A 14,860-nucleotide genomic window follows, 5' to 3' on the forward strand; every position below is an offset into this window, starting at 1 on the left:
ATCCCATGGGGGCTCCCCGCCCCACACATGCAAAAAAAAGGCACTCACGGTTTCCCGTAAGTGCCTGCGGCGTCTTTGGTAGCGGGGGTAGGATTCGAACCTACGACCTTTGGGTTATGAGCCCAACGAGCTACCAGGCTGCTCCACCCCGCGTCGCTAAGAGTCACTATACCACCCAGCGGGGGGAAAGGTCAAATGAATGCCGCCGCACATCAGGGAAGGGCGCGTTCGCACAGTTCGTGCAACCCTCGCTCCAAGAGCCGGGGGAGAGGGCGGGGCCGGTGCCGGGCGAAGCGGTGCCGGGGTTGCGCCTTTCTTGCGGGCGGGTGGGGTAGAATGGCGCAGTCTTCAACCCTTGGGAGGTTTCGGCCATGTTTCTTGCGATTGCGTCCCTGCTCTGCTGCGCCCCGGCCGGGGCGGTTCTCGACATTCCCCAGACGCCTGTTCAGGACGCCGTGATGGCGTCGGCGGCGGAAAGCGCGTCCCTGCTGGACTGGGCCGACCGCGCTTTCGGGAACCCGTCCGGCGTCGGGTCCGGTCTGGAACTCACGCTGCGCCGTCAGGACCACAGCGTCCTCCACGTCAACCGGTCGTGCATCGAGACGCCCCTGCGGATCGGCGGGCGCGCCTTTGACCACGGGCTGGGCACCCACTCCAACAGCGAGATCGCCGTTCGGCTGCCGGACGGCGCGCAACGGTTCCGCGCCTTTTGCGGCGTGGACAACAACGATGACACGGGCGGCAAGCGTGGGAGCGTGGTGTGCTCCGTCGAGGTGGACGGGAAGGAGTGTTTCCGGAGCGATGTGCTGCGGGGCGGGGACGAGCCCGCCCACGTGGACGTCGAAATCCCCGCGGGGGCGAGCGAACTGGTTCTGAAGGTGGACGGCACGGACGACGGGCCGGCCTGCGACCAGACGGACTGGGCGGACGCCGAAATCCTGTTCGCGGACGGAACCGCGCGGCGGCTGGACGAGGGACAGTCGGACACCCTGCTGGGGGTGAACGGGCCGCCGTTTTCGTTTGTCTATGGCGGGGCGTCCTCGGACAGTCTCCTGTCCGGGTGGCAGCGCGTGTCGGAGCGGAAGGACACGGACGCGGGCCCGGCGTACGCGGCAACCTGGACTGACCCCGCCACGGGGCTCCGCGTGGCGGCGGAGGCCCGCGTGTTCGCCCCCTACGCGGCGGCGGAGTGGCTGCTGACCTTCACCAACACGGGCAGCGCCGACACGCCCATCCTGGAGAGCATCCAGGCCCTGGACGTGGCGCTGCGCTCCGGATACGCGAAGAACCCTCTGCTTCTCCACCGGAACAGCGGCGACTCGTGCGACGACCGGAGTTTCCTCGAAAGCGTCGAGACGGTGGCGGCGGGGAGGGCCTTCCGCATGGCGCCCGTGGGCGGGCGCCCGTCGAACCAGGCCTTCCCCTTCTTCCGTGTGCAGTACGGCGCGGAGCAGGTGGTGGCGGCGGTGGGCTGGTCGGGGCAGTGGGCGGCGTCGGTGGAGCGGTCGGGGGAGGGCCCCGCGCGGCTGCGCGCCGGGATGGAGGAGACCCACTTCACGCTGCACCCCGGCGAGTCGGTGCGCTCGCCGCGCATCCTCCTGATGCCGGGGGGCGCCGACACATGGGCACTGCAGAACCGCTTCCGCCGCCTGATGCTCTTCGAGTATGTCCCGAAGGCGGACGGGCGTCCCGTGGCGCTGCCCGCGGCGCTCCAGTGCTTTGACCGGTATGTGTGGACCCGCGACGACTGGGCCACCGAGGCGGGGCAGCTCGCCGCCGCGCGCTTCGCCAAGTCCGCCGGGTTCGACACGCTCTGGCTCGACGCCGCGTGGTTCGAGGGGGGCTTTCCGAACGGCGTGGGGAACTGGTACTACAAGCCGAAGGCCTTCCCGAACGGCCTCAAGCCCGTCGGTGACCTCTGCGACGAATTGGGCCTGAAATTCGTGGTGTGGTTCGAGCCGGAGCGCGTGGCCAAGGGGTCGGAAATCGCGCGCGAACACCCGGACTATGTCTTCGGCGGGGGAGAGGGCGGCCTGTTCCGCCTGGACCTGCCCGAGGCCCGGGAGTGGCTGACGGAGCTGCTCTCCCGGCGCATCGCGGAGTCGGGCATTGACATCTACCGCAACGACTTCAACATTGACCCGCTGGATTATTGGCGGCGGAACGACGCGCCGGACCGGCGCGGCATCACGGAGATCCGGTATGTGGAGGGCCTGTACCGCATGTGGGACGACCTGCGGGCGCGGCATCCGGGGCTGATGATAGACAACTGCGCCAGCGGCGGCCGCCGCATTGACCTGGAGCTGTGCATGCGCTCCATCCCCTTCTGGCGCAGCGACACGAACTGCTCGCCCAGCCACTGCGACTGGAACCAGGCGCAGACGCTGGGGATGTGCCCCTATGTCCCGTTGAACATGGCCTGCGCCTGGCAGCCCGACGCCTATGAGATGCGCAGCGCGGGCACCGCCGGTATCATCTGCCAGTGGCACTACATGGACGAAAGCTTCCCCCTGGAGGAGGGCCGGAAGGCCCTCGCGGAGGTGATGGAAAACCGCCCCTACTGGTACGGTGACCTCTATCCCGTCGCGGGGTTCTCCCCGGACGAGGGGCACTGGAGCGCCTTCCAGTTCCACCGGCCCGACCTTGATGCGGGGCTCGTGCTGGTCTTCCGCCGCGCCAAGTCGGCCTACACCGGGCTGGCGGCGGGCCTGCGCGGCGTGCGCCCCGACAGATCCTACGAGGTCACGTTCATTGACGGGGACCACGGACGCACGGAAAAAACCATGACGGGCGCGGAGTTGGGCGACGCGGAACTGCGCCTGCCGAAAGCGCGCGGCAGCCTCATCGTGCGGTACCGCGCCGCCGGGTGATCCTCGGGCAAGTCCTGGTCGCCGGACAAGGCACGGTGAGAGCCGAAGCCGAAGCGGGAATGAGATTGCTTCAGTCGCTTCGCTCTTTGCTAATGAAGCAAGTCGGCGAGAACGCCCGCAAAGTAGACGCGCCATCTTGGCGCGTTCTTTGAGCCAACGAAAACCCCAGGAACGCGGCAGGATGCCGCGTCTACGCTTTCGGCCCTCCCGCAGCCCTCACTTCATAGGCAGAATTCCCGCCCCCGGGCGGTCAGGGGCTCGCAATGACATCTGTTTTTGCGGTCATTGCGAGGAGGCCGCCCCGGCCGACGCGGCAATCCCTTGTCGGAATGCCTCCGCAACCACTTGTGACCCGGCGACTCGCGGCGAATCTTTTCTGTGGCGGACGGGGTTGGCAATGCCCTATGATGTCCCTGCGGCGGGACGGGCCGCGAACGCCATGGAGAGGGTCCGATGGCCAACGGAAAGTGGTACACGCGGTGGTGGTTTGTCGCGCCCGTCCTGGTGCTGGTCCTGCTGGCCGGCACCGCGCTTCTGCGCATGGGCGGCATCGAGGTTGTGGAGAACGGGGCGGCGCTGAGGGCCCCCGGGGAGGGGCCCGCGGAGTTCACCATCCTCACGTACAACGTGCAGGCGCGGCCGTGGTTCGACGACGCGCGCCACAAGTTCAAATACATCTCGCCGCTGACCAACCGCTTCGACATCTGCGCCTTCCAGGAGTGCTTCAAACAGCACAGCCTGCTCTGGGCGGCGGCGGAGCACCCGGTCAAGGTCTACCACAGCGCCCTGCGCAACCCCTTCAAGATTGTGGGTTCCGGGCTGGGCATCCTCGGGAAGTTCCCCCTCGTCGCCACGGATGAGATCCGATACGCCGACGCCGGCGAGTTCCAGAACTGGCCCGCCTCCAAAGGCGTGCTCATGGCCCGGTTCAACGTCAACGGCATGATGCTCGACGTCTACACAACCCACATCGCCGCGGGGCGCAAGCCGGCCTCCCGCCGGGCCAAGCCCGCCCAGACGGCGGAGATCGTGGAGTTTGTCCGCCGCGCCTCGCCGCCGGAGAACGCCGTCATTCTGCTGGGCGACTTCAACATGCGGCCCAGCCGCGGCCCCGAGGACAAGGAGGCCAACAAGGACAACCCCAAGGTGTTCGCCTTTGACCGCATGCGGGACGCTCTGGGCCTGCGCGACGCGTCCGACGAGGTCAACGGCCCCACGGGCAGGGAGATAGACCGCATTCTCTTCCGGCCGGGGAAGGGGCACGCGATGACCCCTCTCACTTGGCAGCAGGACGATCCCGCATTTGTCGACCCCGAAGGGAAACCCCTCAGCGACCACGCGCCGGTGTTTGTGAAGTTCAGAATGGAAACGGCGCCCGCTTCCGCGGGTGTGTGACGGTTGCCCCTGGTGTCCATCACGAATCGGAGGTTTACATGCGCTCGTTGTCACGTCGTTCCCTGGCCGCCGGAGCGGTTTCGTTGAGCCTGGTCGCGGTGTTCCTGGCCGGGGGGGCGGCGTTCCGGTCCGCGTGCGCGGCGCCGGAGGGCGGGAACCGGGACCAGGCGGTCCGGACCCACCGCGCGGCGCTGCTGGCGGACCCCCAGCGGCCGGCGTACCACTTCACCGCGCCGGAGGGGAACTGCATGCCCTTCGACCCGAACGGGGCCATCCAGTGGAAGGGGCGCTACCACCTCTGTTACATCTTTCAGGACGAGCGCGGCCACTGCTGGGGCCATGCGTCGAGCGCGGACCTGGTCCACTGGCGTTTCCATCCGCCCGCGCTGTTCCCCGCGCCGGGGGATGTGGACCGGGGCATCTTCAGCGGCAACTGCTTCGTGAACCTGAAGGGCGAGCCGACGATGCTCTACCACGGCGTGGACGCCGGGAACTGCATCGCCACGAGCACGGACAACGATCTGGCGCGGTGGACCAAGCTCCCCTCAAACCCCATCATCCCGAATCCCAAGGAGGGGACGCCGGAGCACGGAAAATACTCCTCCTGGGACCCCCACGGCTGGGTGGAGGGTGACACCTATTACGCCATCTTCGGCGGGACGCCCGGCGCGGGCACGGCCGCCACGCTCTTTAAGGCGAAGGCGCTGGACGACTGGTCCTATGTCGGCCCGTTCCTGGCGAACGACATGCCGGGCATCGCGCCGGACGATGACATCTCCTGCCCGGACTTCTTCGAGATCGGCGGGAAGCACATGCTCCTGTGCATCAGCCACAAGCGCGGCGCGCGGTACTACCTCGGCGAATGGAAAGACGAGCAGTTCCATCCGGATTTCCACGCCTGGCTCAACTGGCCGGGCGGCACCTTCTTCGCCCCGGAGAGCCTGCTGGACGACCGGGGCCGCCGCATTTTCTGGGCGTGGGTGCTGGACTGGCGGCCCGGCATGGAGCCGCCCGCGTCCGGATGGAGCGGCACCATGAGCCTGCCCCGCCACCTCTGGATGGGGGACGACGGGCGCCTGCGCATGGCCCCGGTGGCCGAACTCGAAACGTTGCGCGCGAATCCGCGCCGGCTGGAAAACATCGCCCTGAAGGCGGGGGAGGAGCTCGCGCTGGACGCCGTCCGCGGGGACTGCCTGGAGCTGGCGCTGACCATCCGCCCCGGCGCGGGCGGCTCTGTCGGCGTGAAGGTGCGCCGGTCGCCGGACGGTCAGGAGGAGACCCCGGTCATCTACGACGCGGCGGCGGGCACGCTCCGCGTGGAGCTGGCGAAATCCTCGGCGCGGCCCTATCTCCAGCACTTGGAGTTCATCATGGGCGGGCCGAACGGCCCGGTGACAAAACAGGAGGCCCCGCTGTCCCTTCCGGCGGGCGAGCCCCTCCGGCTGCGCATCTTCCTCGACCGGTCCATCGTGGAGGTCTTTGCGAACGACCTCCAGGCCCTCACCCAGCGCATAGACCCGTCGCGTCCGGATAGCCTCGGCGTGAGCCTCTTTGCCGCCGGCGCCGACGCGCAGGTGGAGGCGGTGGAGGCCTGGGACATGTCCCCCGCGAACCCCTGGTGAAACGGTGTCCGTCTGCTGAAAGCGACCGGTTATCCTTGCAAATCTTCCACGCCGTGGAAGATTTGCATGGATAACCGGTCCTGTTCGGACGCGTTCCTGTTTTGATCCCGAAAAACCGGCCCTGCTATTCCGCCGCCGCAGGGTACCGGTAGAGCGTGACGCTGTAGGGCAGGACGCTCAGGGTGCCGGTGAAGGCCCCGCAGTCCACGGGCCGGACGGTGATGGTGTCGGGGTGGTTCTCGTCGTTGTGGGCGTCGGGGTCGTCGTTCTGGATGGTCCACGCGGCGCCCGCGCCGTCCAGCTTCGCGCCTTTGAGGTCCACCTTAACATCGAGGGGCTTGTCCGTGGTGTTCACCACGGCGAGGGTGAGGGCCTTCCGGTCCCCGGTCCACGCGGCGGCGACGTCCGCATGGTCCATCTTCTCCTCCACGGCCACGGGGACGGTGCCGAAGTGCTGCCGGTAGAGCACGAGAACGTGGCCGGTGCTTTCGAAGAAGAGCCCCGTGCGGGTGGTCTTGATGGCCCCGATCACGTTGACGGTCTGCGCGTAGTTCGCCATGTAATAAAGGTCGCTGTTGCGGAACAGGGCGTGGAGGGCGGCGGCGCAGCCGAGGGCGTCGCGCATGAAGTAGCGCACGCCCAGCTCGCCGTAGACGTTGGGGCCGTACCAGTAGTTCCACTCGTCGAGGGCCAGCCGGATGTCCTTCCCCTTCAGCGCGCCGATGGATTTCCGGTATCCGCGGTGCTTGCCCGCCAGCTCCTCGATCTGCCGCACCGCCTCGTTGACATGGTCCGTCACGTCGTCCTTGCGCTGCCAGTACAGGTGCTCGCTGAGGAGCTCCATGTGGTCCGGGCAGTGGGTGAGCATGGTCTCGCTCCATTTCCCCGCGCTGCCCACACCGACGCATTTCGCCTCCGGCGACACGGCGCGGATGGCCTCCACAAAGGTGTTGTGCTTCTTGACGTACTCCTCCAGGGGCATGTGGCCGAGCTGCCAGTCGCCGTACATCTCGTTGCCCACGGCCCAGAAGGCGACCTTCCAGGGTTCGGTGCGGCCGTTGGCGGCGCGGCGCGCGCCCTCCGGCGTGTCCGCCGCCCCGGTGAGGTACTGCACCTCCGCCGTGGCGGAGGCGGCGTCGCCGAGGCCCGTGTTCAGGGCGATGTACGCCTCCGTGTTGATCAGCTCGCACAGGCGCATGAACTCGTGGATGCCCACGTCGTTGTGCTCGACGCCGGTCCACGCGGGGTTCTTGCGGGGCGGGCGCTTGTCGCGGTCGCCGATGCCGTCGCGCCAGTCGTAGCCGCTCACAAAGTTGCCGCCCGGCCACCGGTAGACCGGGGAGTTAAGCTCCTTCAGCGCGGCCAGGGTGTCCGGACGGAACCCGTCCACGTTGTCCGCCGGCATGAGGGACACCGTGCCGATCCGCACCGCGCCCGCGCCGTGGCAGCGGACGGCCAGCCGCGCGTCGTCGCAGTCCGCTCCGGCGGTCAGGGTGAAGGGGTGCTTCGTGAAGGCGTCCGGCGGGTTCTCCACCGCCGCCACCGCCTCGCCGCCCTCCCACTGGAGGGCCACCTCGACCTTCGTGACGCCGGGGGCGGCCTTCAGGATGATGTACCCCGTGTAGGCCCTGTCCTTCAGGACGCCGAGGCGGGGGTGGTAGATGCCGCGCGGCTCCGCCGACCCGTCCAGCGCGATGACCGGGTCATGCTCCCCGACAAAGGGGCTGTCCGCCGCCATGGCCACCGCCTCCGGCGGGCCGATGATCTGCCAGGGCGAGGCCTTCAGGATTTCATAGGGGACGCCGTCGCCCTCCCACGAGACCTTCTTCCCCTCGTGCATCTCCCAGCCCGGTCCCTTGCCGTCCACGGGGAAGAAGAACTTTCGGTCCTCCAGCATCTCCGCCCAGATGCCGCCGTAGATGCAGCGGCCCAGATGCTCGATGAACTGGCCGTACACATAGGGGGAGACCGGCTCGCCGGTCTTGGAGGCGTCAATGCGGGCCTCGGACGGTGCCGCGCACGCGGGCAGCATGCAGCCTCCGGCCAACAGGACGAGCAGCGGGGCGTTTCTGAGTGCGGTGTGCATGGCGGGTTCTCCTTGTGGTTCGCCGCCCTTCGGCGGCCGGGTCGGTCGCACCAATCAGCATTGCACATCCGTTGGCCCTTTTTCCTCCCTGCCGCGGCTCCTAAGGGAGGACTCATCGCAGAGACGCAGAGAACGCGGAGAGGGAGAGAGGATGGGGGGAGAGTACGCGGGCGCTCCGTGCTTGCCAACGCCGAGTGTCCGGCAGCGCGCGCGAAGCGCGCCTTGGGGTGCGGTAGCTTGCTGCCGCCTTCCAGACCGGGCACCGCGATGGCCCCGTCTTGAACAATGAGTTTTTCATCGCGTGTATGCCCGCGCGCGGGCAAGCCCGCGCGAAGAAAGGCGGCAGCAAGCTACCGCACTCCAAGGCGCTTCGCGCTGTGTCGGCCGGGGCCGGTGCCTGGTTTACGGGGAGTCCTGTGTTCGTCTTTCTCCGCGCTCTCCGCGCCCTCCGCGTCTCTGCGTTGAAAATGCCTTCGAGGAATGCATCCACACCCCGGACACGGGGGGCGGGGTATAATCGCCGAAACGTCAAAATACGGAGGCCGTTTATGGACGCCGCGCGCACTAAGGAACTGATCACCACCTACCGGGACGGGCTGCTGGGGGACACGGTGCCGTTCTGGATTCCCCGGTGCGCGGACCGGGAGCATGGCGGTTTTTTCACGGCCCTGGACCGGGACGGCACGGTGATTGACACGGACAAGGGAATGTGGCAGCAGGGGCGCATCTCGTGGATGCTGGCGACGCTGTACAACACGGTGGAGCGGCGGCCCGAGTGGCTGGAGTTTGCCCGCCAGGGGATCGAGTTCATTCAGCGCCACGGTTTCGACGACGACGGTCAGATGTTTTTCCAGGTGACGCGCGAGGGCGTCCCCCTGCGCAAGCGGCGCTATGTGTACTCGGAGGCCTTCGCCGCCATCGCCCACGCGGCCTACGCGAAGGCGTCCGGCGACGGCGACGCTGCGGCGCGCGCCCTCGACCTGTTCCGCTCCTTCCTGCGCTATGCGAACACACCGGGGCTGCTGCCGCCCAAGGGCGTGCCCGGCTCCCGCCCCGCCAAAGCCATCGGCATCCCCATGATCACCATCGGCGTGGCGCAGGTGCTCCGCGACACCCTCGGCGGGGCGGCCTTCTGCACCGGCGAGATTGACCGCTGCATTGAAGAAATCAGAAGCGACTTCCTCAGCGAGGAGTTCGGCTGCGTCATGGAGACCGTCGGCCCGAACGGCGAGTTCATAGACCATTTCGACGGCCGCACGCTCAACCCGGGCCACGCCATGGAGGCAGCGTGGTTCATCCTGCACGAGGCCCGCGTCCGCGGCGGCGATGCGGACCTCACGGCCCTCGGCTGCCGCATGCTCGACGCCATGTGGGACCGCGGCTGGGACCGGGAGTTCGGCGGCATCCTCTACTTCGTGGACGTCAGGGGGCTCCCCGTGCAGGAGTACTGGCACGACATGAAGTTCTGGTGGCCCCACAACGAGGCCATTATCGCGACCCTGCTGGCCCACCGCCTCACGGGCGATCCCAAATACGCCGAATGGCACCGCCTGGTCCACGACTGGGCGCACCGCCATTTCCCCGACCCCGAGCACGGCGAGTGGTACGGCTACCTCCACCGCGACGGCCGGGTGTCCGTCCGCTTGAAGGGCAACCTGTGGAAGGGGCTCTTCCACCTGCCGCGCATGCAGTGGTACTGTTGGAAACTGCTGGAGTCGGCGACGGCGGATACTTGAGCCCGCCCCCCCGCGGAAAACGCCCGGGCCGGGCACCGCGTTCGTGAAAAATGCTAAACTACCTGCGTTTGCGCGGCGGACAGACCGCTCCGCCGCCTGGAGATCCCCTCATTTTGAAGACAGCAGTACATTTTGGCGCGGGCAACATCGGCCGGGGTTTTCTTGGCCAGTTGTATTTTGAGTCCGGGTACCGGACCGTGTTTGTGGACGTGGTGGAGGAGGTGGTGTCCGCCCTCCAGGCACGGAAAGCCTACCCTGTGGAGATCGTGGAGGAGGAGGTGTCCCGCATCCCCGTGGAGAACGTGGATGCCGTGGACGGGCGCGACCGCGAAGAGGTGGCCGCCGCCGTGCGCGGCGCGGACATTCTTTCGACGGCGGTGGGGGTGAACGCCCTGCCGCACATCGTGCCCGCGCTGGCCGAGGGGCTGCGGCTGCGGCTGGAAGCGGGGGCCGCGCCGGTCAATGTGATCATCTGCGAGAACCTGCTGCACGCGGGGCCGTTCCTGCGGGAGAAGGTGCGCGGGCGTCTGCCGGAGGCGCTCCACGCCGCGCTGGACGCGCAGGTGGGGTTCGTGGAGGCGTCCATCGGCCGCATGGTGCCGGTGATGACGGCGGAAAAGCGCGCCGGGGACCCGTTGCTGGTGTGTGTGGAGGCGTACTGCGAGCTGCCCGTGGACGGTGAGGCCTTCCGCGGGCCCGTGCCCGAGATCGCGCACATGAAGCCCCTGGCGAATTTTGGCGCCTATGTCGAGCGCAAGCTGTACGTGCACAACATGACCCACGCGGCGACGGCCTATCTCGGCCATCTGCGCGGGCATGAGTACATCTGGCAGGCCATCCGCGACGGCGCGGTGCGCGCGCATGTGGAGGCGGCGGCGGAGGAGAGCTGCCAGGCCCTCGCGGCGCGGCAGGGGCTGGATCTGGAGGCCCTGCGGGCACACTACCGGGACCTGGTCCGCCGCTACCACAACCGGGGGCTGGCCGACCAGGTGTCCCGCGTGGCGCGGGATCCGGTGCGCAAGCTCGGCCGCGAGGACCGGCTTGTCGGCGCGGCGCTGCAATGCCTGGAGGCGGGAATCGCCCCCCGGGAAATCGCGTTTGCGGCGGCGGCGGCGGTCCGGTATGATGCCCCGGACGACCCCGGCGCGCTTCGTGTCCGGGAAATCCACCGACGCGGCGGCGTGGCGGCGGTGCTGGGTGAACTCTGCGGATTGCCGCCCGACAGCCCCCTCGCGGGGCTGATTCAGGCGGGCGAAACGGCGCTAACACAGGAATTTGGGGTGGCCCGCTGACCGGCGCGCGCCGGACGGCCCCACCCCCACAACGGCCCGCCGACAGGCGGGCGAGCAGGAGTCCGAGGACGCATGCACGAGATACTTCTTCCCAAGATGGGCAACTCCGTCGAGGACGCGGAGATCGTCAAATGGTTCAAGAGCGAGGGCGACACCGTCCAGGAGGGCGATCCGCTCTTCTCCATCCAGACGGACAAGGCGGAGGTGGAGTGCGAGTGCACGGCGAGCGGCGTGCTCCGGAAAATTCTCGTGCCCGCGGGCGTTGAGGTGCCCGTGCTGACCGTGGTGGCGCTGGTGGGCGCGGCCGACGAGGCGCTGCCCGAGGGTGTCGGCGGCGCGGCCCCCGCGCCGGTGGCGGCATCGGCCCCGGCGGCCCAGACCGCCCCCGCAGTTGCGGCTCCCGCGGCGGCCCCCGCGGCGACGGGAACGGCGGACGGCGGGGCCAAGGCCTCCCCGCGCGCGCGGAAACTGGCGGAGGAGAAGGGGGTGGACCTCGGCGCGGTGGCGGGTTCCGGCCCCGGCGGGCGCGTGCTTTCAGAAGATGTGGCCGCGGCGGCGGCCGCGCTGGGCTCCGTGAGGGCGACCCCCGTGGCGCGGCGCGTGGCGGAGAACGCGGGTGTGGACCTGCGGGGCGTCTCCGGCACGGGCATCGGCGGCAAGATCACGAAGGACGATGTCCTTCAGGCGAAGGCGGCCCCTGCGGCGGCCCCGGCCCCGGCGGCGGGCGCGTTGCGCGCCCCCCTCACGCCGATGCGCCGCATCATCGCCCAGCGCATGTGCGAGAGCAAGTTCGCCGCGCCGCACTACTACGTCACCGTCGAGGTGGACATGCTCGCCGCGAAGCAGTTCCGCGCGGCCAACAAGGCCTTCAAGGCGTCCTTCAACGACCTGGTGCTCTTCGCGGCGGCCAAGGCCCTGCGGGAGTTTCCGCAGGTCAACGCGCGGTGGTGCGGCGACGCCATCGAGCAGGCGCCGGACGTGAACCTGGGCGTGGCCGTGGCGCTTCCGACGGGGCTGATCGTCCCCGTCATCCGGCAGGCGCAGCTCCTGTCGCTGGAGGGCCTGTGCGCCGCCGCGAAGTCGCTGGCCACCAAGGCGCAGACCGGCAAGTTGCTCCCCGACGACTACACGGGCAACACCTTCACCGTGTCCAATCTGGGCGCATTCGGCGTGGACCAGTTCACGGCGATCATCAACCAGCCCGACAGCGCCATCCTCGCCGTCGGTCAGATCAAGGACCGGGTGGTCGTCATAGACGGCGGCATCCACATCCGGCCGATCATGAAACTGACCCTCTCCAGCGACCACCGCGTCATTGACGGCTCGGTGGCGGCCCAGTTCATGGGCCGGCTCAAGGCCCTGCTGGAAGAGGGGGCGTTCTAGCCCCGCCTGGACTTCGGAATGGACCCGGAATGACAACACTTGATTTGGATCCGTCCGCCCTGGAGTTGGTTCGTGCCATCCTGCGCGAGCAGGTGCCGGGCATGGAGGTGCGGGCCTTTGGGTCGCGCGTGACGGGGACGTCCCGGCGCATGTCCGACCTGGATTTGGCGTTCATGACCAGCGAGCCGATGGACCTTTCCCGGCGCGCGCTGCTCCGCGAGTCGTTCACGGAGTCCGCGCTGCCCATCCGGGTGGACGTGGTGGACTGGGCGGCGACGGGCGAGACCTTCCGCCGGATCGTTGAAGAGGCGTATGTGGTGGTTCAGGAAGCCGCGCCCGCGGGGCGCGCAACAGGAGAAAGCGCATGAAGACCTACGATGTGGCGGTGATCGGGGCGGGCCCCGGCGGGTATGTGGCGGCCATCCGGGCGGCGCAGCGCGGCGCGAAGGTGATGGTGGCGGAGCGGAAACACCTGGGCGGCGTGTGCCTCAACGTGGGCTGCATTCCGACCAAGACCCTGATCAACACCGCCAACCTCTACAAGCGCATCCGGCACGCGGAGGAGTTCGGCCTGCATGTGGACGGCGTCACGCTGGACGTGCCGCGCCTCCTCCAGCGCAAGGAGAAGGTCGTCGGCATCAACACCGGCGGGATCGAGGCGCTCTTCAAGGCCAACGGCATTGACACCGTGACCGGCGAGGCGTCGCTGCCCGGCCCCGGCCGCGTGGCGGTGAATGGCGTGGAGTACGGCGCGAAAAACATCATCCTCGCCACGGGTGGACGTCCGGCGGTGCTGCCGGGGCTGGAGTTTGACGGGAAGACGGTGATCGGGAGCACGGAGGCCCTGCGCCTCGCCGAGGTGCCGGGCCGCGTGGCGGTGATCGGCGCCGGGGCGCTCGGCGCGGAGTTCGCCTGCATCTGGAACGCCTTCGGCGCGAAGGTCACAATCATCGAGATGATGCCGACGGTCCTGCCCAAGTGCGACGAGGAGCTTTCCAAGCGCGCGGGGCAGCTCTGGAAGCGCGCCGGCATGGACGTGCGCACGGGAACCAAGGTGGCAAAACTTGAGCGGCTCGCGCAGGGCGCCAAACTGACCCTCGAGGGCGAGGCCCCCGGCGCCATCGAGGTGGACCTCGTGCTCGTCGGCATCGGGCTCCAGTGCAACAGCGAAATCGTGGCCGCGAACCCCGCGCTGGGCATCCAGCTCGGCAAGCGCGGCGGCGTCATCGTGAACGACCGCATGGAGACCGGCGCGCCGGGCGTCTACGCCGTCGGCGACGTCATTGACCGCACCTGGCTGGCCCACGGCGCGTCCGCCGAGGGCATCGTCGCGGCGACCAACGCCACGGGCGGCAGCAAGAAGGTGGACTACCGCGTTCTGCCGTCCTGCAACTTCACCTCCCCCGAGGTGGCGTCCGTCGGCCTCACGGAGAAGGAGGCCGCCGCGAAGGGCTTCCAGGTGAAATGCGGGCGCTTCGCCTTCGCGGGGAACGGCCGCGCGCATGCCCTGGGCGAGACGGACGGCATGGTGAAGATCGTGGGCGACGCCGCCACGGACGAGATTCTGGGCATGCACATCATGGGGCCCGAGGCGGGCGAGCTGATCGCCCTGGGCGCGCTGGCCATGTCCCTGGAGGCCACGGTGGAGGAGATCGTCCACACGATCCACACCCACCCGACGCTGGCCGAGGCCGTGCTGGAGGCCGCGGAGGATTACTACGGCATGGGCATCCACAGCAAGCCCCGGAAGTGAATTTCCGGTTTTCGCCGAAAAAAGAATGTAACAAATCTGTGAACGGTGTGGTAAGATTTTCCCCGGTAGGAGACGCGCTCTGCCGTGACTGTGAACCACTAACCCGGGATGCAAACGGAGGTATCCAACATGAAGAAACTTGCGGCGGTAGGCTGTGCGTTGATGCTGGCGGTGTCGCTCACGGGGTGTGATCCCCGGGGGGGCGCCGAGCTGGAGGGCGCTTGGATCGCCAATCTTGCCGAATTTCTCGATATTGACGAGCAGCTGGCGGGGCTCCCGTTTGTCCCCAACCCCGAAGCCAAGGTCATTTTTGACGACGGGGAGGTGGACGTCCGCATTGACACCGACTTATTCCTCATCGGCTGGTTCATCAAGGGCCAGATTACCGGCACCTACCAGAAAGAGAGGAAGGGGGTCATTGACACTGTCGCCCTCAATCTGGAGACCTTGAAGGTGCGGCTGTTCTGCATCGGAATCCCCGTTTCGCCGATGAACCTCACGACCGTGGCGGCCTACAAAATCATTGAGGACAAGATTTACGTCATTCCCGGATATGACCTGCTGCCGCAGTATCTCAGGGACGGATACGAAAACGGAACGTTCGATGTCCCGTGGCTGGGGAACGAGGACATTAGGCCGCTGGTGTGGACCCGCAAGTAGCGGTCTGAAACTGCTTTTTTGGCGCCGCCCGGTCCGCCGGGCGGCGTTTGCTGTCCTGCGGCG

General features: G+C 68.2%; 10 protein-coding genes and 1 tRNA gene. 9 read left to right on the forward strand and 2 right to left on the reverse strand.

The window, feature by feature from the left end; all coding sequences use genetic code 11:
• Window positions 1–76: 76 nt before the first annotated feature.
• Window positions 77–153: transfer RNA gene (locus tag GXY15_08475), tRNA-Met, on the reverse strand.
• Between the two features lie 218 nt (window positions 154–371).
• On the opposite strand from GXY15_08475, the gene GXY15_08480 reads away from it, so the two are divergent.
• The 3 genes from GXY15_08480 (at window position 372) to GXY15_08490 (ending at window position 5,887) form a co-directional block, all read left to right on the forward strand.
• The gene (locus tag GXY15_08480; GenBank protein NLV41251.1) at window positions 372–2,870 is read left to right on the forward strand and encodes a hypothetical protein; all 2,499 of its coding nucleotides are present in this window, start codon (window positions 372–374) and stop codon (window positions 2,868–2,870) included.
• 453 nt (window positions 2,871–3,323) lie between these two features.
• Window positions 3,324–4,265 carry a hypothetical protein gene (locus GXY15_08485; protein NLV41252.1) on the forward strand — a complete coding sequence of 314 codons (942 nt, stop codon included), beginning with the start codon at window positions 3,324–3,326 and terminating at the stop codon, window positions 4,263–4,265.
• Between the two features lie 38 nt (window positions 4,266–4,303).
• Window positions 4,304–5,887: a glycoside hydrolase family 32 protein gene (locus tag GXY15_08490; GenBank protein NLV41253.1), complete on the forward strand. Its 1,584-nt coding sequence runs from the start codon at window positions 4,304–4,306 to the stop codon at window positions 5,885–5,887.
• A 124-nt stretch (window positions 5,888–6,011) separates the two neighbouring features.
• Here GXY15_08490 and GXY15_08495 read toward each other — a convergent pair whose 3' ends face one another.
• A complete protein-coding gene (locus GXY15_08495) occupies window positions 6,012–7,973 on the reverse strand; it encodes an alpha-N-arabinofuranosidase (GenBank protein NLV41254.1) in 1,962 nt (653 codons plus the stop codon).
• Window positions 7,974–8,521: 548 nt separating this feature from the next.
• Between GXY15_08495 and GXY15_08500 the strand changes: the two genes are divergently transcribed.
• The 6 genes from GXY15_08500 to GXY15_08525 all read left to right on the forward strand — a co-directional run bounded on the left by GXY15_08500 (window position 8,522) and on the right by GXY15_08525 (window position 14,797).
• The gene (locus GXY15_08500) at window positions 8,522–9,709 is read left to right on the forward strand and encodes an N-acylglucosamine 2-epimerase (GenBank protein ID NLV41255.1); all 1,188 of its coding nucleotides are present in this window, start codon (window positions 8,522–8,524) and stop codon (window positions 9,707–9,709) included.
• Between the two features lie 113 nt (window positions 9,710–9,822).
• Window positions 9,823–11,001, forward strand: coding sequence for a mannitol dehydrogenase (locus GXY15_08505; protein ID NLV41256.1), 1,179 nt, complete (start codon window positions 9,823–9,825; stop codon window positions 10,999–11,001).
• 72 nt (window positions 11,002–11,073) lie between these two features.
• Entirely contained in the window at window positions 11,074–12,384 is a 1,311-nt protein-coding gene (locus GXY15_08510; GenBank protein ID NLV41257.1) for a 2-oxo acid dehydrogenase subunit E2, read from the forward strand.
• A 29-nt stretch (window positions 12,385–12,413) separates the two neighbouring features.
• Window positions 12,414–12,752 carry a nucleotidyltransferase domain-containing protein gene (locus GXY15_08515; protein ID NLV41258.1) on the forward strand — a complete coding sequence of 113 codons (339 nt, stop codon included), beginning with the start codon at window positions 12,414–12,416 and terminating at the stop codon, window positions 12,750–12,752.
• Window positions 12,749–14,137: a dihydrolipoyl dehydrogenase gene (gene lpdA, locus GXY15_08520; protein ID NLV41259.1), complete on the forward strand. Its 1,389-nt coding sequence runs from the start codon at window positions 12,749–12,751 to the stop codon at window positions 14,135–14,137. The genes GXY15_08515 and lpdA overlap by 4 nt, the downstream gene beginning before the upstream one ends.
• A gap of 129 nt (window positions 14,138–14,266) precedes the next feature.
• A complete protein-coding gene (locus GXY15_08525; GenBank protein ID NLV41260.1) occupies window positions 14,267–14,797 on the forward strand; it encodes a hypothetical protein in 531 nt (176 codons plus the stop codon).
• The last annotated feature ends 63 nt before the right edge of the window (window positions 14,798–14,860 follow it).

This window comes from Candidatus Hydrogenedentota bacterium (genome assembly GCA_012730045.1).
Lineage (GTDB): Bacteria > Hydrogenedentota > Hydrogenedentia > Hydrogenedentales > CAITNO01 > JAAYBR01.